Source organism: Bartonella sp. AP331QHHD, from assembly GCF_042195905.1.
Taxonomy (GTDB): domain Bacteria; phylum Pseudomonadota; class Alphaproteobacteria; order Rhizobiales; family Rhizobiaceae; genus Bartonella.
On the sequence record NZ_JBHIPG010000031.1, the window covers coordinates 186,526 to 207,509 of the forward strand.

Here is a 20,984-nt window from a genome sequence, read left to right on the forward strand (position 1 = left end):
GTTTTTGGAGAAAATAAAGTGAGATGAAAAAGAGCGAGCAGGATCAGAAAATGTCTCAAACTGTTTACAGTGCGAGCGAAAGAGAAGCTCTAGATTTTCATAGTCGTGGTCGACCAGGAAAGCTTGAGATTATTGCAACAAAGTCTATGGCAACACAGCATGATTTAGCACTTGCTTATTCACCAGGTGTTGCCGTTCCAGTTAAGGCAATTGCTCAAAATCCAGCGCTAGCTTATGATTATACAGCAAAAGGTAATCTTGTTGCTGTTATTTCAAATGGAACCGCTATTTTAGGGTTAGGCAATTTAGGTGCACTTGCCTCTAAGCCGGTCATGGAAGGCAAAGCAGTGCTGTTTAAGCGTTTTGCGGATATTGATTCCATTGATTTAGAAATTGATATAAATGATACGGAAAGTTTTATCAATTTGGTGCGTCATTTAGAACCTTCTTTTGGTGGAATCAATCTTGAAGACATTAAGGCACCTGAGTGCTTTATGATTGAAAGCCGCCTACGCGAGGTGATGAATATTCCTGTTTTTCACGATGATCAACATGGTACAGCGATTATTGTTGCTGCGGGTGTTCTCAATGCTTTGACTTTAACAGGGCGCGATATGCAAAATACGCGGTTAGTCTGTAATGGTGCTGGTTCTGCTGGGATTGCTTGTATTGAACTGATTAAAGCAATGGGCTTTCGTTCTGAAAATATCATATTATGTGATACAAAGGGTGTGGTCTATGAAGGTCGTAAAGAGGGAATGAATCAGTGGAAATCTGCGCATGCTATTCAAACGGATAAACGTACGCTTATGGAAGCAATGGAAGGAGCAGATATATTTTTCGGGGTTTCTGCTAAAGGTGCTCTTACCCCTGAAATGGTAAAATCCATGGCGCCGCAGCCGATCATTTTTGCTATGGCCAATCCCGATCCAGAAATTACACCGGAAGAGGTTATGCAAGTGCGTCATGATGCTATTGTTGCAACAGGGCGTTCCGATTATCCAAATCAGATTAATAATGTTCTCTGTTTTCCTTATATATTTCGTGGTGCGCTTGATGTGCGTGCAACAGTTATTAATGAAGACATGAAGATTGCTGCGGCAAGGGCTCTTGCCGATTTAGCGCATGAGGAAGTACCTGACAGCGTTGCAGAAGCTTATCGTGGAAAGCGATTAAAATTTGGTCCTAATTATATCATTCCCGTTCCTTTTGATCCGCGTTTGTTCACAGTTGTTTCAATAGCGGTAGCAAAAGCAGCAATGGAAAGCGGTGTTGCACAAAAGAACATAGATGATTTAGAGGCCTATGAGCGTGATTTAAATGCGAGGCGTGATCCTACTTCTTCGATAATGCGTGGGGTTTATAACCACGTTCGTCAAGCGCCAAAACAAATTGTTTTTGCAGAAGGTGAAGAAGAACAAGTTATGCGGGCAGCCGTTTCTTATGTTCATCAAAAATTAGGACAAGCGATTTTGGTTGGTCGGGAAGAGCAAATAAGAGAAGCAGCTGTTATCGCTGGAATTGATTTGGAGCGTGAAGGTATTTCTATTATAAATGCCAAGCTTTCTTGCCGTACAGATGCTTATGCGAATTATCTTTATAAAAAGATGCAGCGTCAAGGCTGGCTGTTGCGTGACTGTCATCGTCGTATCAATAATGATCGCAATTATTTTGCTGCGTGTATGGTGGCACTAGGAGATGCTGATGCAATGGTTACAGGGGTGACACGCAATTATGAAACAGCGTTGATCGATATACGTCGGGCAATTGATGAAAAACCAAAAGAACGATTGATTGGTATTTCAATGGCCATTTGCCGTGGCCGAACTGTGTTTATTGCCGATACAGCTGTTTATGAAAATCCTAATGCTGAAGAATTTGCTGATATAGCGGAACAAACAGCTTCGTTTGTACGTGGATTTGGGTATCAACCACGGGTAGCATTTTTAGCATTTTCTACGTTTGGCTACATGAAAGGGCAGACGACGCAGCAAATTCAGGATGCAATTAATATTTTGCACGAACGCAAGGTTGATTTTGAGTTTGATGGAGAAATAAGCGCTGATGTGGCGCTCAATTCCAAATTGATGCAGCAATATCCATTTATGGGATTAACGGAGCCTGCTAACATTTTGGTTATGCCTGGATATCACGCATCTTCCATTGCAAGCAAAATGTTACAAGAACTCGGTGAAGCAACTATCATTGGTCCTATTTTAATTGGATTGGAAAAATCTGTCCAAATTGTACCGTTTAGTGGGAGCGATACAGATGTTGTCAATATTGCAATGCTTGCGGCTTATCATGCCGCAAAAGTCGTCTAAAGGAAAAAAGCCCCTAATATACCAATAATATATCAAGGGGCTTTTTGATAGCAAAAAAATAAATTTTTTAAGAGGGCTGTATTTGATTGTCTTTTTGCTCTTCAGAAAGACGCTTTTGGAAGAGTGCTGCAAAATCAATAGGATCAATCCACAAAGGTGGAAAACCACCACTTTGAGTAGCATCAGATATAATTTGGCGAGCAAATGGAAATAAAAGACGGGGACATTCAATAAAGACCAGTGGCATAACATGTTCTTGTGGAATGTTTTTAAGGTGGAAAACACCACCGTAAATAAGTTCTACATGAAATAAGGTTTCAGTTTCATCATTGGCTTTGACGGAGAGAGACAAAACGACATCATAATTGTCATCACCAATTGGGTTAGCATTGACGTTAATATTGATATCAATTTGTGGTGATTTTTCACGTGCACGTAATGAACGAGGAGCACCAGGGTTTTCGAATGATAAATCTTTTAAATATTGAGTTAATACAGCAAAAACCGGCTCTCCACCACTGTTATTCATTTCATCTTCGGCCATACGACAAACCTCTTCCATTATAATATGTATATTTATTTTAGATCTAAAGACCAGATTGGTTATCACGCCTTGCAAAAGGTTGCAAGAAATGCGCTCTTTATCTTGAATATTTTTTTAGTTTGTTACAGATTTTTTAGGTATTTCAATGGTTATCATCATTTTTGCGCCATGGAGATTCTGTCGTATCATGAATTGTGTAATCTTCTGCTTTTAGATCAATTATTTTTTCAGAGTCATTTTTTCTTTTAGTATTGGGATTCATTTTGTTTTTTAATGATGCAAAGAAATACCAAGCAACAGAGCGAATTGGTTTAATAAGAAGTAATATTCCCAAGAGGTCAGTTACAAAGCCGGGAAGAATAAGTAAAATTGCACTAAACATGATGAAAGCATCATTAATAATATTATTCTCTAATGTGCGTCCTTGGATAAGTTCATTTTGTATATTTTTTAAGAGGCTAATCCCTTGAATTCGCAATAAAACAACCCCAACTATGGTTGTGAGAATAACCAAGCTCAAGGTTGCCAAAATACCAATTTCTTGACCAACAAAGATAAAACCAGCAATCTCGATTAAAAGAATGCAAAGAAAGATAACAACAAAAAAACGAGGATTTATAGAATAAAGTTTTATCACATGAAAGTTTCCTTCTAGATGAGTAGGGGGAGAAATTCTTAAGAGAACTCCGTTTAAATACAAAATCTATAAAAATATTTGAATGATAAGATTCCTTATTTTACATATTTATTGATAAATGGTATTGACTGCAATGTTTATTAGAGACTTAAGCTTTGGAGATTGATAGCGCCTATGGAATTTGACGTTATACTTGTCATAGCTCTTGTTGTTATGGTTGTTATTTTTGTGCAACTCCGTAATGTATTAGGGAAACGAATTGGGTTTGAAAAGCCACCCTTTGATCCTTATTCACGACGTTCTAAAAAACAAGTTGAAGCAGAAACGGCTGATAATATTGTTTCGTTCCCTCATCAGAAAAATTCACAAAAAGACGACTTTAGTGAAATTGATAAAATTTCACCGGAGGGGAGTGTTTTGAATAAAAATTTGCGGGAATTTCATAGAATTGATCCTCATTTTTCTCCTCAACTTTTTATAAAAGGTGCACAAATTGCGTATGAAATGATTGTAACAGCTTTTGCCAAAGGTGATCGCAATCAACTTAAAAGCTTGCTTTGTCAGGATGTTTTTGAGAGCTTTTGTATGGCTATTGAGCAACGAGAAAAAAATAAAGAAAGAATAGAATTCACTTTTGTTGGAATTAATAAGGCCGAATTTGTTGCGGCGGCAATACAAGAAAAAGATGAACTTTTAACAATACGTATTGTCAGTGAGATGATTTCTGTTACTTATAATGAACAGGGCGAGCGTATAGACGGTGATCCTGATGCTATTGTAGAAATCAGGGATATTTGGACTTTTGTTCGCAATAGTTTATCGTCAGATCCCAACTGGAAGCTTTTTGCTACAGAAAATGAAAATTAAAATACTTTTTGTTTTTCTTCCATAAGCATTCAATGATTTATGAGAAATTAAAATGTCCTCAAGTAAATGGAGACAAAAAAGAGATTTATTGGCTTCACAAGATCGTCTTTTATGGGAGATGGTTTGTCGTACGATAACACCGCTTCACGGTAAGATGCTCTCTTCTGCTTCAGAAACTATTGCAAATATTAATGATAAAAAACAGCCTGTAACTCAAATCTCCTCATTGTCTCAGGAAAATCAACAACCCTCGACAATTATTAAAAGAGAAAAGAGGTCAGTTACACAAGCACAAAAGATTCATTTCTTTGATCATGTTGCATATCGTAAAATTTCCCAAGGTCGTTGTCCTCTTGAGGCGCGTCTTGATCTCCATGGTTATATGCAGGAAGAAGCTTATTTTTTCTTAAAAAAATTTCTACAGTCCTCTCAGCAGAGAGGATTGCGTTATGTCCTTGTGATTACAGGAAAAGGACGATCCGTTGGGAGCGATGGAGCTTTGTATAGATTTGTTCCGTATTGGTTATCAACACCAGCTTTTCGATATTATGTCCACGCGTTTGAGCAAGCAGCGCGTCAGCATGGCGGAGAAGGTGCGCTTTATGTTTGGTTACGCCGTTTTGTGTCGGGAGAAGGAAAGTGATGTTATTGTGGTCGCTCTAGATTTTATATTTATTTATACTTATAATTTATTGTTTTTGTATATTTCGTAAGAGCCTTGAATACAATATTCCCTTCTTTATAATTTTTTATAAAAAATTATAAAGATATTATTTTACATTCTACGTATTGCTTCACGCTTTTGTTTATCGCATTCTTTAACGGGGCACATCCCTCACGCAAAACAGAATGACATTGAATTGCATGTATTCACAGGCTTGTTTTAAAGAAACATCTCTCAACGCTCCCAAGCCTATTTTGCGACGGCATCCGTGAAGAGTATAATGATAAATCCATGAAGCACCCCCTATCTTTATACTTAATAAAAGGGCAATCTGGCATCATCATACACTTTGCCATCTCCCAATGTTGCAACAACCCTTTAAGTCCTTGGCACTTGAAAGCATTTATAAGAGGCATGCCTTTCTTTAAGTGTTTTTAACTCTCCACAGTTCTCATCTCGCTCGTGACGCCCAAACAAAAGATTTTGATTGATTCAATATAAGAGGACTTAAAATGAGAGAGATATAAATGGATCTCATTCAGGTTGCAAAGCGATAAATTATTTTTATAAACCACAGCATTACTCTATTAAATACACGAAGCATAAAAACATGAGAAATTGAGAAACTAGCTTATTCAAAAGATGTCGCTATGGATAGTGTTAAAAGCAGTACAACTAAATTAAAGAAAATTGTGAAAATAAACAGGAATATAACTTTACAACACACAGCTGCGCAATAGCACCAAAAGATACAGTTTCGTTGAATAGTTTCATGAAGAAATTTTTTCATTCATTAAAAGCTCCATTAAATTTCTTTCTCATAATAATTCGATAATTAAAATTTAATAGCGAAGCGCAGAAGGCGTAGAATACGAGATTCAATTGAGGATATTACACTCTTATCCGACGTCTTTCAGATATTGGTTGAAATGCTAGCTTAGCATGAAAGGCACAATAGGGGCTATTTTCATCAGAATCTGCACCACAAAAATGAAAATCTGCTGATAATGGATCGCCAACCGGCCATCTACATGTATTTTCACTCAATTGTAGAAGATTAAGTTGACGTGATATAGGCACAACTACATTGGATTTTGTGGACATATCAACTTCTTTTACATCTTCCACTACAAATTCTGTCTTTAAAGCGGTTTCTTCAATACTTACAGATGATGTGTTTATTGGCGATACCGTGGATGTGTTGCGACGCACACGTGGAGATGATGGGCTGCTACTTCCCACGGGAGTTTTTTGCGCACGCGTGGTGCTTCCTTGTGCTGTCTTACCACGTCCTGGTAACTTTAATCGATGTACTTTGCCGATGACTGCATTTCTGCTGACCCCACCCAATTGAGCAGCAATTTGACTTGCACTTAACCCTTCACTCCAAAGCTTTTTAAGAAGCTCAACGCGTTCACATGTCCAACCCATACCAGCACTCCATTCCGATTACGTCACTAAGATGCTCTCCCCCGTTGCATCTTCAAATGTTTAAATAATGTTTTCATTACGCTGAATGAAAGAACTTTACACTCTACGTGAGCATAAAAAAATCATCCAACCTGTGGATTTACAAATCAAAACACATCATCTTGCTTATTATATTGTAAATTACAATATGCACTCACTCTATGACAAGAGTCTTTACCTCTTAAAGAGTTTATTTAGAATGTTTTCCCCAACTTGCAAATCAATCATAGGTTAAACTTTCACTTTTGTTTAAGGCTTTTTCCCAAAATGCTTATTTGTAGAACCTTCATTGACTTTTTTTCAATTGGTGTAATGATCTATTCTATAGGTGTAATCACTAATCGTAATGAAATGTTGAAAGCACCGTAACGAAATATACCATGCTGTTTTATTTGTAGTGTTGCTTTGTATATATATATTGAAAAGACTAAAATATAAAGGGAATTATGATGGATGCCGTCTCTATACAACCACTTTATGAATGCTTCGCAAGACGAAATTTGCATTTTGAACAAGGGCATGGTGTATGGCTTATTTCCGATAAAGGAGAACATTATCTTGATTTCACATCTGGTATTGCTGTTAACGCATTAGGGTATTCACATCCAAAATTGGTTGATACGCTCAAAATACAAGCTGAAAAACTTTGGCATATTTCTAATATTTTTCAATCTCCTGAACAGGCATCTTTTGCCACGCGGCTTTGTGCAAATAGTTTTGCGGATAAGGTTTTTTTCTGCAATTCAGGTACTGAAGCATTGGAGTGCGCATTCAAAACGGCACGCCATTATTACTATGCTGCTGGTCATTCAGAACGCATTGAAATAATTACTTTTGAAGGGGCATTTCATGGACGTACACTTGCTGCACTTGCTGCGACTGGGCATGAAAAATATCTTGAAGGCTTTGGACCTAAAGCTGGTGGATTTATTCAAGTACCTTTTTGTGATGAAGTCGCTTTGCGTAACGCTATTAATAAAAATACCGCCGCTATTCTTATTGAACCTATTCAAGGAGAAGGAGGAATACGAACGGTTTCTCATGAATATTTAAGGTTTTTGCGTAAAATATGCGATGATAATGGTCTGTTGTTGATTTTGGATGAAGTGCAAACGGGCATGGGACGAACAGGAAAGCTTTTTGCTTATGAATGGAGTGATGTCACGCCTGATATTCTTACCCTCGCAAAAGGACTAGGAGGTGGATTTCCATTGGGCGCTTGCCTTGCAACGGATAAAGTTGCAAAAAGTATGATACTTGGAACGCATGGATCAACCTTTGGAGGAAATTTGCTTGGAATGGCTGTAGGAAATAGTATTCTTGATGTTTTGTTAGAGCCAAGTTTTCTCATCCATGTTCAGCGCATGGGTGATAAACTAAAAAGTGGGCTTTTGCACATTCTCAATATCTATCCTGATATTATCTGCGCAGTTCAGGGGATGGGGCTTATGTTGGGTATTCAGTGTATTGTACCTTCAAATCTTGTCGTTAATGCTTTGGAAAATGAATATCTCTTAAGCGTTGCAGCCAACAACAACGTTGTGCGCTTATTGCCTCCTCTTATCATTAGGGAAGAAGAAATAGATGAAAGTTTACATCGTATTGAAAAAGCAATAGCGTATCTTTCACAAGTAAACAAAGAAAGACAAATATCACACACATGACAAATGCTCTTCGTCATTTCACGGACTTATCCATTTTAACGCCAGCAATAGCACGTGCACTGATCGATTATGCAAAGATCCTTAAAGCATCTTTTAAAGCAGGAAAAGGTTCAAAACCTTTTATAGGTAAAACACTTGCGATGATTTTTGAAAAACCATCCACACGAACCCGTATTTCATTCGATATCAGTATGCGCCAGCTTGGCGGAGATACAATCATGCTCACGGGTTCAGAGATGCAACTTGGTCATAGTGAAACCATAGCTGATACGGCGCGCGTTTTATCCCGTTTTGTGGATATCGTGATATTGCGAACAACGAAACACCAACGTATGCTCGAATTGGCACAATATGCACAAATTCCTGTCATTAATGCCCTTACAGATGATACACATCCTTGCCAAATTCTAGCAGATATCTTAACCTATGAGGAGCATCGGGGGCCAATTGCTAGCAAAATATTTGCGTGGATGGGGGATGGTAATAATGTGCTTCATTCCTTAATTGAAGCTGCAGCTCTTTTTGGTTTTCATTTGCGTATTGCCACACCAAAGGGCAGTGAACCACAGGAAAAATTTATCCATTGGGCACGTGAGCGGGGAGCACATCTTATGCTAACCCATGATCCCCAAAAAGCGGCTCAAGATGCTGATTGTATTATGACCGATACATGGGTCTCCATGGGACAAGAATTTCGTGCTCGCAGTCATTCTATTTTTCAGCCTTATCAAGTCAATGAATCTCTCATGAAATTAGCAAAATCTGATGCTCTTTTTATGCATTGTCTTCCTGCTCATCGTGGTGAAGAAGTGGTTGATTCTGTGATTGATGGACCGCACTCCGTTGTTTTCGATGAGGCTGAAAATCGTCTTCATGCTCAAAAAGCAATTCTTTCTTGGTGTTTACAAGATGCGTTTTTCTCTCCACAATAGCCTCCCTACAACAAATTATATAAAAAAGGCAAAGCTATGAGTGAACAAGCTAAAGATGAAGCCTCTCTCAACAACAACTTCTTGCATGAAGATGATAGTGTTATTCCCTTTCAAGTTGAAGAACTTGATATCCGTGGACGTGCCGTACAACTTGGGGAAACTTTAAATTCTATTCTTAACAGACATCAATACCCTGAACCGGTTTCTTATCTTCTAGCAGAAGCTTTACTTTTAACGGTTCTGTTTGGAACTTCTCTAAAACTTACGGGAAAATTTATTTTACAAACTCATTCCGATGGACCAGTTAATATGTTGGTGTGCGATTTTTTGCCTCCTTCAAGTTTACGTGGATACGCTCGTTTTGATAAAGAACAGCTTAAACAAGCCATAGACAATGGTCAAACCTCTTCAGAAACACTTTTAGGAAAAGGCACTTTAGCTTTCACAATTGATCAAGGTCCCCATATGCAACCCTATCAAGGGATAGTTGCATTAGATGGATCAAATTTACAAGAAGCTTCTCGTATTTATTTTGATCAATCAGAACAAATTCCTACCGATATCCGTCTGGCTGTTGCTATATTAATTAATCGTGACCAACAAGGAAAACAGCAGAAAAGCTGGCGAGCTGGAGGTATTTTGATCCAACTTTTACCCCAAGAATCGTCTCATCATAAAATAGATGCCCCTCATCAAAAGCGAGAAGAAACGAAAACTCATACCCAATTGGATAACCAATGGCAGGAAGCTAAAATACTCATGGCAACGATTGAAAGTTCAGAATTAACAGATCCCCAAGTCGGTAGTAAACAGCTCTTGTTCCGTCTTTTTCATGAACAAGGTATTAGAGTTTTTAACCCTTTTTCTCTTGTCGATCAATGTTCTTGTTCACACGAAAAAATTAAAGGAATCCTAGAAGGCTTTTCTATTGATGAACGCAATAAAATGGTTAAAAATAAATATATTTCAGTCACATGTGAATTTTGCTCAAAAACATATTGTTTTACACCGCAAGAATTTTTAGAAGAAAAAACATAATCAAATATTTTTCATAAAAAATGATGATTGCAACAAAAGCCTATTTTATTTGCGTCATAAAAGTTTACGCATAAGCTCATATGAACTTCTAGAATATTTCTTGTCTTAGAGTTTTTTTAGTGTATACGAGTGATCGTTCTGTTGAGATCGGTAATTACGTCATAGAGTGCTTAAAAAAGAGTTCTCTGTAAAATATATTTTCTCCTCTCGAAAAAGCTTCTTTTGTACTTTTTACATCTCAAAAGTTTATTTCTTACAATGAATTCTTTTATAATTTTCATTGATAAATTGAGTATGTACTCATAACTTATCTTCTCTGTTAAATGAGACTTTTTGATTGTAGTCATATTTTCTTACTCGAATTTATCTTATTAAGACTCAATAAAGCTTATTAGTTATAATCATAAGGGAAATTATCGAGAGAATAAGAATGTATAGATTCAATATAGACTTTATGGAGTCTATTACGAACAGATAAGTGTAATGGGAATAAATATAACAATGACGCTGCAAAAGAGCAGATTTATTATTTTATAAAGATGAGAATAGTGGTGAAGTCCCCTCATAACAATGTGTATTTCAGATAAAAAAGCGGAGAAAAAATACTATATGATTTTGAAAACAATAGTTGGTTGCTGTCACTAAGCTAACGATGGTTCTATAGCAATATTGTTTTGTCCAAATAATCAAAAATAAAGCTCCCAAACAGATATTTCTTTACACATGTTTTTGAATCAACAATGGTAATGCTCTTGTAAAATTTTTCTAAGAAGAATGATGGTCCGTATAAATAAAATAGCATACATAGCATGATAAAACGTTATGTTTTTACAAACCTGCATTATTTTTCTTCTGTCATAATCGCTTGTTCAATTTTTGGTAGAATTTTTTTTTGATAAATTTGCCATGTTAAGGGACCAACATGTTTGGCAATAATGATGCTCTCTTTATTCAAGAGAAAGGTTTCTGGGGGGCCATATATTCCCCAATCAATGGCTGTATATCCTGAAACATCAAAGCCAATAAATTTAAAAGGATTACCAAAACTGTTTAAAAAACGCAGAGCGTTTGTTTTATTATCTTTATAATTAATACCAATCAGATCAAAACGTTTATCTTGTGCAATTTGCATAAGAATAGGATGTTCTTCGCGACAGGGCAGACACCAAGAGCCCCAAAAATTGACCAATGTGACACGTCCTTTAAACTGTTTTGAATTGAGATAACTTTCTTTATCAAGAAGAGGAAGATAAATATTGGGAGCAGGTTTTTCAGCTAATGCGTTTGGGAGAAGAGAAGAATCTTGAAGGTGTTTTTTATCCATAAAGTTGAAAAAAAACATCATGAGAAGAAGAAAAAGCACAAATGGTCCAAAAAAAACAAGCAGAACAGGCAAAGATATATTTTTTTTAAGTTTTGGAGGGATGTTTTTCATTATACTTTTCTTTTTGTGACAGCTCTTTTTTGTTTAGCTGTTGGAGAATTTTTTTTTGGTAGAGGGCTTTGCAAAGAATATATCCAATAAGACATAAGAGGGATATTGCAGAAAGCACATAGCTTAAAACAACAATTTGCTCGTGTTTAAGGGTGCTCAGGAAAAAATCAATTTTCTGAGATAGATTTCCTAAAAGTCCGCCGTGGATGCCATTTAGGTCGAGCATGATGAAGCGTCCTGTTGTTGTGCACGACGGGATTTTTTAATCTGAAGTATTCGGATATAATGACGATTGATTTCATTTCGCATAGCCATCAAATAAAGAGCAATAAACATAAAGATGAAACAAAAGAGCATTGTTATAAGGGGCCATAACATAGCATTGTCGATTGTTGATCCTCCAGCACGTAACAATGATGCTGGTTGATGCAATGTATTCCACCAATTAACGGAAAATTTAATAACAGGGATATTAACAAATCCAACAAGTGTAAGAATTGCAGTAGCACGAGCGGCTTTTACTTGGTTGTCAAAAGCACGCCCAAGCAGGATAATGGAGAGATAGATAAAAAGCAGAATTAAAACTGATGTTAATCGTGCATCCCAGACCCACCATGTTCCCCATGTAGGTCGCCCCCAAAGCGCTCCTGTCATGAGAGCCAAGGCGGTAAAAATTGCCCCAATAGGCGCTCCACATTTAAGTGCTACATCAGCAAGATGATATTTCCAAATCAGATTTCCTAAAGCCGCTGCACTCATCGTTACATAGCAGAATGTAGACAACCACGCAAAGGGTACATGAAGGTACATAATCTTAACAGTAATGCCTTGTTGATAGTCATCAGGGGAATGCATCACTAGAATAAGCCCTAAGATAAGGAAACACAATGTTATGCCGGCCAACCAAGGTAAGACGACTCTGCTTATTTTCATGAAAAGGGTGAAACTTGCAGGGAGTAACCTGATTTTATATGTACGAGATAGTTTATTCATAAAATTCATAATAGGCAGAGTTTTGCTATGCGGCAATCATCTTTTATTATTCTGATAAAAGTTTAAGCGTTATCGCAGCAACAAAAGAGCTAAAGAGACTCAAAAGAAGTGAAAAAGCGCTGAGAAGAGCTAGAGAAGTGAGAAAAGAGGTATTTGGGTTTATTGGGGCTGTAGCAGCGGAAACACCAAAAATCATAATTGGAATGATCCACGGCAAGATAATGATAAAAATAAGCAAAGTACTGTGCAACAATGAGGTTGCGAGTGCAGCGCCTATAGCACCAATAAAAATAATAGCTGGTGTTCCGCATAAAAGGGTAAGTATTGTTGTAAAAGTTATTACTACATCTAAATGGAGCATGAGGGCTAAAATAGGTGTGGCAAAAATAAGAGGAAGCATTGTTCCTACCCAATGGGCAAGACATTTTGTAAAGACAATTAGTGTAAAACTTTGTCTTTTTCCTGAAAGGATAAATTGGTCGAGATTACCATCATCGCGATCGATTTGGAAAAGTTTGTTCAGATTGAGGAGCCCTGCAAGAAGGGCCCCAAACCACAATATACCTGGTCCTATTTGTGCAAGAGTTTTGGGATCTGGTCCAATGGCAAAGGGGGTTATGACAACAACAGCGATAAAAAACAATAATCCTGTTAGTGAAGTGGCTTGTAGCGCTAATAATAGTTTAAGATCACGCCAGAACAGTGCTTTCATTTTATTCTCTCCTAGAGAGGTAAAAATTTTTCCAGAGCGATTTTATGGTTTTCTGGAATGCCTATGGAATTATGAGTTGCAGCGATAATCATACCACCTTGATTGAGATGACGCTGGAAAATACGAGCAAGGAGTTTTTGAGCATGGTTATCAAGCCCAGATATTGGTTCATCTAAAATCCAAAGAGGACGATAGGAGAGCAAAAGGCGCGCAATAGCTACGCGTCTTTGTTGTCCAGTTGACAGAGCGTTAAAGGGTAAATGTTCAAGGTTAGAAAGACCAATATCGGCAAGAGCTTCATGCGCAAAACGTAAATGTTGACCGTAAAAATCTGCCCAAAATTGCAAATTATCAATGACAGATAAGAGAGGTTTCATAGCATTTTGAGGACCAAGATAATGACAAGCAGTTGCAACAGGGTATATTTGATCATGGTCTTTAAGTATTATATGACCTTCAGCAGCTTCAAGAAGACCGACAATGATTCGGAGTAATGTAGACTTTCCGATACCATTAGGACCGGTGATTGTCATAAGTTGCTGTGAAAATAAACAAAAAGAAAGACCTTGAAACAGAATTTCCTCGTTTCTGTAAGCGGCTAAATCTTTGCCTGATAACACCATGTGATTGCCTATTTTGTTTTTATTTTCATATTCTTTATTGCATTATAGAATAAAAAACACATTTTTTATGCAATTGTACCTAGAATAGTTCTAGAAATAGTTCTATAAGGGATACCTTACATCAATATCTGGTGTAAAATGGTTTCTGGCGCTGATTTCCGCATTATGCCTAGAGGGTGGAGGGGGAAATGGATGGCGGAGGTAATTGCGTCTGCGCTCAAGCTGCGACCTTGACTCGTAGTTTGTGTTGTTCATTCCTGGAAATTGGGTGGTTATAGTATGAGGGTGGACAGTCATGACTCAAATTGATAGCTTTAATTGTCGTAGAGTATTAAATGTTGGTGGCAAAGAATATACTTATTATAGCTTGATTGAAGCGGAGAAGAACGGACTTGAAGGTGTTTCTCGTTTACCGTTTTCGATGAAAGTTATTCTCGAAAATTTATTGCGATTCGAAGATGGTCGCACAGTTAAAAAAGAGGATATCTTCAATGTTGCTAAGTGGTTAAACGACAAAGGGAGCGCTGGGGCAGAAATTGCTTACCGTCCTGCACGTGTTCTTATGCAGGATTTTACAGGTGTTCCAGCAGTTGTTGATCTTTCTGCAATGCGTGATGCTATGGTTAAACTTGGCGGTAACGCTGAAAAAATTAATCCTCTCATTCCCGTTGATCTCATCATTGATCACTCAGTTATTGTTGATGCTTTTGGCAATTCCATGGCTTTTAAGGAAAACGTTGAGCATGAATATGAACGCAATGGTGAACGCTATCGTTTCCTTAAATGGGGGCAACAAGCCTTTCAAAATTTTCGCGTTGTTCCTCCAGGAACAGGGATTTGTCATCAGGTTAACTTAGAATATTTAGCACAATGTGTATGGATGAAGAATGAAGAGGGCTGTGAGACGATTTATCCTGACACCTGTGTGGGAACTGATTCGCATACGACTATGGTAAATGGTTTAGGGGTTTTAGGTTGGGGTGTTGGTGGTATTGAAGCAGAAGCAGCAATGTTAGGCCAACCTGTTTCTATGTTGTTACCTGAAGTGATTGGTTTTCGTCTAACAGGTAAACTTAAGGAAGGTGTAACAGCCACCGATCTCGTATTAACGGTGACCCAAATGCTACGTCGGAAGGGTGTTGTCGGTAAATTTGTTGAGTTTTTTGGTCCTGGTTTGGAGCATATGACGCTTGCTGATCGGGCAACGATTGGAAATATGGCACCTGAATATGGAGCAACGTGTGGTTTTTTCCCAATTGATAAGGAGACAGTGCGTTATCTCAATATGACAGGGCGTGATGAAAATCGGATTGCCTTAGTGGAGGCTTACACCAAAGCACAAGGGATGTGGCATGATGAAATGGTGGCTCATCCCATTTTTAGTGATACAATTGAATTAGATATGGGAACCGTTGTCCCTTCTATGGCTGGTCCTAAACGTCCTGAAGGACGTATTGCATTGGAAAATGTTGGACAGGGTTTTGAGAAGGCATTGGTCGAAGACTATAAGAAGACTTCTGGACAAGATAAACGTTATCAGGTCGAGGGTGAAGAATATACGCTTGGTCACGGTGATGTGGTGATCGCTGCGATTACGTCGTGTACGAATACATCGAATCCAAGTGTTCTTATTGCAGCGGGCCTTTTGGCACGAAATGCTGTGGCAAAGGGTCTCAAGAGCAAACCATGGGTAAAAACTTCTCTTGCACCTGGTTCACAAGTCGTTGAAGCTTACCTTCAAAATTCGGGTCTGCAAAAAGATTTAGATGCATTAGGATTTAACTTAGTAGGATTTGGGTGCACAACATGTATTGGGAATTCTGGTCCTTTGCATCCAGCTATTTCCAAAACGATTAATGACAATGGTATAATTGCATCTGCAGTTCTTTCAGGAAATCGTAATTTTGAAGGGCGTGTTTCCCCTGATGTGCAAGCGAATTATTTAGCGTCACCACCGTTAGTTGTTGCACATGCGCTCATCGGGACGGTGTGTAAAGATTTAACTAAGGAGCCTCTTGGTGAAGATACAAATGGCCACCCCATTTATTTGAGAGATATTTGGCCAACTTCTCAAGAAATACAGGAATTTATCGAAAAAAATGTCACGCGTAAGGTTTTTGCCGAAAAGTATGCAGATGTTTTTAAGGGAGATGAAAATTGGCAAAAAGTTCAGATTCCTACGGGTTCTACCTATTCTTGGGATGAGCAATCCACCTATGTACGCAATCCACCTTATTTCGATGATATGCAGAAAACACCTGATATCTTACCAGATATTAGAGATGCACGGATTTTAGGTTTATTTGGTGATAAAATCACAACGGATCATATTTCTCCTGCTGGTTCTATTAAAGCAGCTTCTCCTGCCGGAAAATATTTAATGAATCATGGTGTTAAAGTGGCTGATTTTAATCAGTATGGAACGCGTCGTGGGAATCATGAAGTTATGGTACGTGGGACCTTTGCCAATATTCGCATTCGTAATTTCATGTTAGGGGAAAATGGTCGAGAAGGAGGTTATACGGTTCATTATCCGTCAGCGGTAGAACAAACCATTTACGATGCAGCAATGGCGTATAAACAAGAAGGTATTCCACTCGTTGTTTTTGCAGGTATTGAATATGGTAATGGATCATCCCGCGATTGGGCTGCCAAGGGGACCAATCTTCTTGGTGTCAAAGCAGTGATTGTGCAGTCTTTTGAAAGGATTCATCGCTCTAATCTTGTTGGTATGGGCGTTGTCCCTTTTGTCTTTGAGGAGGGGCTAAGTTGGAAATCTTTAGGCTTAAAGGGAGATGAACAGGTGACAATTGAAGGGATTCATAACTTGAAACCTCGTCAAAAGACTGTAGCGAAAATTACTTTTTCTGATGGTACGGTAAAAACTGTTCCATTATTATGCCGTGTTGATACTGAAGATGAGCTAGATTATTTGCATCATGGTGGAATTTTGCAATATGTCTTGCGTAAGTTAGCCGTTTAAATTCTTTTGTTTGTTAAGGAATATCTATTATTAAGCTATAAAGTTGCGGATCAAAGAGTTTGGCTTCGTTTTTTTATGGCTATCTTTGAAAATCTAATTGACGTTAGCTTTAGGATTGCGCTATAACCCACACGGTTATAGGCAGCTTTATAGTTTTGCTTGAGTTGGATTTATTTATATTGGTAGAGTTGTTATTGAGACTCATTTTACCAAGGTGTTGAAAGAGAGATTATATTTATGGCGAATACACCTTCTGCTCGAAAAGCAGTGCGCAAGGTTGCGGCGCGCACACAGGTTAATAAGGCCCGCCGTTCACGCGTTCGTACTTTTATACGTAAGTTTGATGACGCTTTAGCGGGTGGCGATAAGGCATCTGCAGAGATTGCTTTTAAGAATTTTGAGCCTGAAATTATGCGTGCAGTTTCTAAAGGGGTTTTTCATAAAAATGCTGCTGCGAGGAAAGTATCACGTTTAGCTAAACGTTTGAAGGCTCTCAGCGTTTAAGCTTTTTCTCCTTTAATTGAGAACAAAGCCAGTATCCATGAGGATGCTGGCTTTTTGTTTATTATTTCAAAAAGTTTCTATTGAAAATAAGAATCGATAATGATTCTCCACTTGAAAAAGGAGAGAAAGTTTATAGAGGGAGGTATGGTTATCCACAAGCTTTGTGGATTTGTACAGAGTCTTTTTTGTCAAGCATTTTATTTTTTTTTTTTAAATCTGAAGAGATTCTTTAATTATTGGTAAATTTAGAGAAAAAAAATGAATTGAATCAATATTTTTTTCAGTCCTCATTAATATAAGCATTTTTTTCGGGTTTTTTGATTTTATTTTGACCTCTTGCATTTTACCTCTGCTGTTTTGTATGGTTCTTATGAAGACTAAGAAGCATGAAGGGGTCACATCAGCGCATTATTCTGTATTTTGTTGAATACAAGATGTTTTGATTTAGGCTTTTCGAAATTTTTGTGTTGGAGAGGTTTTCTGACGGTTTTTTAGTTTTCTTAATGGATATGTTTACCATTTTAGAAGGGTGGGTCATATCATGAGTGCAAGTAAATCTTATTGGTCATCTTTGTTAGTAGGGTTGTGATGAGGCTATCCTAGGGGAGGGTGAGTAATCTTATTTGGGGTAGGGCGTTTTGCCTTCGCTAGATTTATTTTAGTTGTTTGGCAGGACAAAATTTTATTTTTATCAGGATGGAAGATGGTGGATAAATTGAACTCTAAAGCTAGTTCCTTTAAAAGGGTTTCGGTAAATATCCTGTCGGCAGAGAACATAATAAAGAATAGGATGACGGAAAGTGATGAGAACGTTTGTAGAAATGCTTCTATAGGGCATTCTATTGTTTCAGAGGAGGAAAGTGCGGCGGCTTTTATACGTGTTATGGCGCAATTAAAGGTGCAGGTTGGTGTTGAGGCTTATACCAGTTGGTTTGGACGTGTGAAGCTTGCTGAATATAGTCATACTCTTGTAAAGCTTTCTGTTCCTACTGCTTTTTTACGTTCATGGATTAATAATCACTATGGTTCTCTTTTGACTCATTTATGGAAACAAGAGAATTCAGCAATTCTTCGTGTTGAAGTTATTGTTCGTGGTATGGAACGCGTTTCAAGAGATGTCGTTTGTAAAAGAAGTGTTCCTCCTGTTGTGCTAGAGGAGCAGGCGACTTCATCTTTTGTTGAAAGTTGCGCAGAGCATTCAGTTAAGAATTCTCAAACGGGAGTTTTTGGATCTCCACTTGATTCTCGCTATACTTTTGAAAGTTTTGTTGAGGGGGCTTCTAATCGTGTTGCTTTAGCAGCTGCGCGTTCCATTGCAGAGGGGCATAAAAGTGCCTTACGTTTTAATCCTCTTTTTATTCACGCATCTGTTGGTTTAGGAAAAACACATTTGCTTCAAGCGATTGCTGCTTCTGCATTGAAGCGTTTAACGTCTGCGCGCGTTATTTATTTAACTGCTGAATATTTTATGTGGCGTTTTGCAACAGCTATTCGTGATAATGATGCTCTTTCTTTTAAAGAACAGCTTCGTGATATCGACCTTTTGATTATTGATGATATGCAGTTTTTGCAGGGTAAGTCGATACAACATGAGTTTTGCCATTTGCTTAATATGTTACTTGATAGTGCAAAACAGGTTGTTGTCGCTGCAGATCGTCCACCAGCAGAATTAGAATCGCTTGATCTTCGCGTTCGCTCTCGTCTTCAGGGAGGGGTAGCTCTTGAAATTGAAGCGCCAGATTATGAAATGCGTTTGCAAATGTTGCGCCAGCGGTTGAAGGTGGCACAACAAGATGATGGCATGGTATCAATTTCTGATGATATCTTGGAATATATTGCGAAAACGGTTTTAGGGTCGGGGCGTGATATTGAAGGTGCGTTTAATCAGCTCTTGTTTCGTCAATCTTTTGAGTCTGATTTATCTTTAGAGCGGATTGATGAATTATTAGGTCATTTGACACGTCCTGGTGAACCTAAGCGTATTCGGATTGAAGAAATTCAGCGTACGGTAGCACGCCATTATAATGTTTCTAAACAGGACTTGTTATCTAATCGTCGAACACGTACGGTTGTGAAGCCACGGCAAGTTGCAATGTATTTAGCAAAAGTATTAACTCCTCGCTCATTACCAGAAATTGGGCGCCGTTTTGGTGGGCGTGATCATACAACAGTTTTACACGCTGTGCGTAAAATTGAAGATTTGGTTTGTGGTGATCAGACCTTGGCTAAGGAACTTGAGTTGCTTAAGCGGTTGATTGGAGAACAGGCTGTATAGTGTTTATCGTTTCTTTCTTTGGAGAGACTTTAAAGAATTTAATGAAAAGATTTATTTTTTCTTATGCAGGAGTGACTTGCCATTTTAAGAGAGGTTTAATAAACTCTAGCAGGCGATTCTCTAAAGGGATCTATTCTTTAAGTCTAAAGAATTCTTATAGTTTTTAGTAAATCATACGGGGCTTTTATGCGTATTACAGTTGATCGCAGTCAATTTCTCAAGTCTCTTGGTCGGGTTCACCGTGTGGTAGAGCGCCGTAATACTGTTCCTATTTTATCGAATGTGTTGATTGATGCAGAAAATGGCCGTGTACAGTTAAAAGCAACAGACCTTGATTTAGAGGTTATGGAATCTTTTGCAGTTAATGTTAAACAAGCTGGAGCAACAACTGTTCCGGCACATTTGCTCTATGATATCATTCGAAAACTTCCTGATAGCAATGAAGTTGTATTATCCCTCGATGAGAATCAAGCAGGTACAATGTCCGTTGTTTCGGGTTGTGCACATTTTCAGCTTCAATGTCTTCCGAAGGCAGACTTTCCAGAGTCGCTTCCTGGGCAATTTGGTTATCGTTTTTCTTTATCGGCATCAGGCTTAAAACATTTACTTGATTGTACACAATTTGCCATTTCTACTGAAGAAACCCGTTATTATCTTAATGGTATTTATTTCCATATTATTAATGATGGTGTTTTGAAATTGCGTTTGGTTGCAACTGATGGTCATCGTTTGGCACAAGTTGAGATGGAAGCTCCTTCGGGAGTTGAGGGAATGCCTGGTGTTATTGTTCCCCGTAAAGCTGTAGGAGAATTGCAAAAACTTCTTTCAGAAGAAAATGATAGCGATGTATGTATAGAGCTTTCGGAGACAAAAATTCGTTTTTCTATAGGCTCTGTGATTTTTACATCAAAATTAATTGATGGAACATTTCCAGATTATCAACGTGTTATCCCTCTTGGAAATGATAAAGAATTAATTGTTAATAGGCAGGACTTTTCTTCTGCAGTTGATCGTGTTTCAACGATTTCAAGTGATCGGGGGCGTGCAGTTAAATTAACGATTGAGCATGGACAGTTAAGGCTTGTTGTTAATAGCCCAGATTCGGGCAGTGCAGAAGATCAATTATCAGTAACTTATGCATCTGAACCGCTTGAGATAGGATTTAATTCACGTTATCTTTTGGATATTGCTGGGCAGCTTTCAAGTGATGAGATGGTTTTTATGTTGGCTGAGGCTGGAGCACCAGCTCTGATTCGTGATAATGATGATGCGGATGTGCTCTATGTACTGATGCCTATTCGCGTTTAGGGGCCGTTGTT

At 38.1% G+C, this 20,984-nt stretch carries 18 protein-coding genes and 1 pseudogene; 10 read left to right on the forward strand and 9 right to left on the reverse strand.

Annotation, left to right across the window (positions count from 1 at the left end):
* Positions 1–23 precede the first annotated feature (23 nt).
* Positions 24–2,324 carry an NADP-dependent malic enzyme gene (locus tag ACFIMS_RS04120; protein ID WP_375611416.1) on the forward strand — a complete coding sequence of 767 codons (2,301 nt, stop codon included), beginning with the start codon at positions 24–26 and terminating at the stop codon, positions 2,322–2,324.
* A 67-nt stretch (positions 2,325–2,391) separates the two neighbouring features.
* Here ACFIMS_RS04120 and secB read toward each other — a convergent pair whose 3' ends face one another.
* Both secB and ACFIMS_RS04130 read right to left on the reverse strand, forming a co-directional pair.
* Positions 2,392–2,868 carry a protein-export chaperone SecB gene (secB, locus tag ACFIMS_RS04125; protein ID WP_375611417.1) on the reverse strand — a complete coding sequence of 159 codons (477 nt, stop codon included), beginning with the start codon at positions 2,866–2,868 and terminating at the stop codon, positions 2,392–2,394.
* Positions 2,869–3,010: 142 nt separating this feature from the next.
* Positions 3,011–3,505, reverse strand: a complete 495-nt coding sequence (locus ACFIMS_RS04130) for an FxsA family protein (protein WP_375675441.1) — start codon at positions 3,503–3,505, stop codon at positions 3,011–3,013.
* Positions 3,506–3,679: 174 nt separating this feature from the next.
* On the opposite strand from ACFIMS_RS04130, the gene ACFIMS_RS04135 reads away from it, so the two are divergent.
* Entirely contained in the window at positions 3,680–4,372 is a 693-nt protein-coding gene (locus ACFIMS_RS04135; protein WP_375612823.1) for a Tim44/TimA family putative adaptor protein, read from the forward strand.
* A gap of 52 nt (positions 4,373–4,424) precedes the next feature.
* Positions 4,425–5,015, forward strand: a complete 591-nt coding sequence (locus ACFIMS_RS04140) for a Smr/MutS family protein (RefSeq protein ID WP_375611420.1) — start codon at positions 4,425–4,427, stop codon at positions 5,013–5,015.
* A gap of 135 nt (positions 5,016–5,150) precedes the next feature.
* Here ACFIMS_RS04140 and ACFIMS_RS04145 read toward each other — a convergent pair.
* Positions 5,151–5,399 (reverse strand): annotated as a pseudogene (locus ACFIMS_RS04145) (Arm DNA-binding domain-containing protein); the annotation flags it as partial.
* 528 nt (positions 5,400–5,927) lie between these two features.
* Positions 5,928–6,467 (reverse strand): GcrA family cell cycle regulator, encoded by a 540-nt coding sequence (locus ACFIMS_RS04150; RefSeq protein ID WP_375612825.1) that lies wholly within the window; start codon positions 6,465–6,467, stop codon positions 5,928–5,930.
* 488 nt (positions 6,468–6,955) lie between these two features.
* Between ACFIMS_RS04150 and ACFIMS_RS04155 the strand changes: the two genes are divergently transcribed.
* The 3 genes from ACFIMS_RS04155 to ACFIMS_RS04165 are packed head-to-tail and all read left to right on the forward strand — an operon-like array spanning position 6,956 to position 10,140.
* The gene (locus tag ACFIMS_RS04155) at positions 6,956–8,170 is read left to right on the forward strand and encodes an aspartate aminotransferase family protein (RefSeq protein ID WP_375696413.1); all 1,215 of its coding nucleotides are present in this window, start codon (positions 6,956–6,958) and stop codon (positions 8,168–8,170) included.
* Positions 8,167–9,102 (forward strand): ornithine carbamoyltransferase, encoded by a 936-nt coding sequence (argF, locus tag ACFIMS_RS04160; protein ID WP_375696408.1) that lies wholly within the window; start codon positions 8,167–8,169, stop codon positions 9,100–9,102. Before ACFIMS_RS04155 ends, argF begins: the two co-directional genes overlap by 4 nt.
* A 36-nt stretch (positions 9,103–9,138) precedes the next feature.
* Positions 9,139–10,140 (forward strand): Hsp33 family molecular chaperone, encoded by a 1,002-nt coding sequence (locus tag ACFIMS_RS04165; RefSeq protein WP_375611423.1) that lies wholly within the window; start codon positions 9,139–9,141, stop codon positions 10,138–10,140.
* An 841-nt stretch (positions 10,141–10,981) separates the two neighbouring features.
* Here the strand turns inward: ACFIMS_RS04165 and ACFIMS_RS04170 are convergent.
* From ACFIMS_RS04170 to ccmA, 5 genes are read right to left on the reverse strand one after another with little or no spacing between them, the layout of a single operon-like run.
* Positions 10,982–11,575 (reverse strand): DsbE family thiol:disulfide interchange protein, encoded by a 594-nt coding sequence (locus ACFIMS_RS04170; protein ID WP_375611424.1) that lies wholly within the window; start codon positions 11,573–11,575, stop codon positions 10,982–10,984.
* On the reverse strand, positions 11,550–11,801 hold the full coding sequence (locus ACFIMS_RS04175) for a hypothetical protein (protein WP_375612828.1): 252 nt from the start codon (positions 11,799–11,801) through the stop codon (positions 11,550–11,552). The genes ACFIMS_RS04170 and ACFIMS_RS04175 overlap by 26 nt, the downstream gene beginning before the upstream one ends.
* Positions 11,789–12,568 carry a heme ABC transporter permease gene (locus tag ACFIMS_RS04180; RefSeq protein WP_375611426.1) on the reverse strand — a complete coding sequence of 260 codons (780 nt, stop codon included), beginning with the start codon at positions 12,566–12,568 and terminating at the stop codon, positions 11,789–11,791. Before ACFIMS_RS04180 ends, ACFIMS_RS04175 begins: the two co-directional genes overlap by 13 nt.
* A 46-nt stretch (positions 12,569–12,614) precedes the next feature.
* A complete protein-coding gene (ccmB, locus tag ACFIMS_RS04185) occupies positions 12,615–13,280 on the reverse strand; it encodes a heme exporter protein CcmB (protein ID WP_375611427.1) in 666 nt (221 codons plus the stop codon).
* Positions 13,281–13,291: 11 nt separating this feature from the next.
* Complete coding sequence (ccmA, locus tag ACFIMS_RS04190; protein ID WP_375611428.1) at positions 13,292–13,903, reverse strand: heme ABC exporter ATP-binding protein CcmA; 612 nt, start codon at positions 13,901–13,903, stop codon at positions 13,292–13,294.
* A gap of 295 nt (positions 13,904–14,198) precedes the next feature.
* Between ccmA and acnA the strand changes: the two genes are divergently transcribed.
* The 4 genes from acnA (at position 14,199) to dnaN (ending at position 20,973) form a co-directional block, all read left to right on the forward strand.
* Positions 14,199–16,886, forward strand: a complete 2,688-nt coding sequence (gene acnA, locus ACFIMS_RS04195; RefSeq protein ID WP_375681210.1) for an aconitate hydratase AcnA — start codon at positions 14,199–14,201, stop codon at positions 16,884–16,886.
* Between the two features lie 237 nt (positions 16,887–17,123).
* On the forward strand, positions 17,124–17,390 hold the full coding sequence (gene rpsT / locus ACFIMS_RS04200; protein WP_273790272.1) for a 30S ribosomal protein S20: 267 nt from the start codon (positions 17,124–17,126) through the stop codon (positions 17,388–17,390).
* Between the two features lie 703 nt (positions 17,391–18,093).
* A complete protein-coding gene (gene dnaA / locus ACFIMS_RS04205) occupies positions 18,094–19,665 on the forward strand; it encodes a chromosomal replication initiator protein DnaA (RefSeq protein WP_375611430.1) in 1,572 nt (523 codons plus the stop codon).
* Between the two features lie 186 nt (positions 19,666–19,851).
* Positions 19,852–20,973: a DNA polymerase III subunit beta gene (dnaN, locus tag ACFIMS_RS04210; RefSeq protein ID WP_375606188.1), complete on the forward strand. Its 1,122-nt coding sequence runs from the start codon at positions 19,852–19,854 to the stop codon at positions 20,971–20,973.
* Positions 20,974–20,984: the final 11 nt, after the last annotated feature.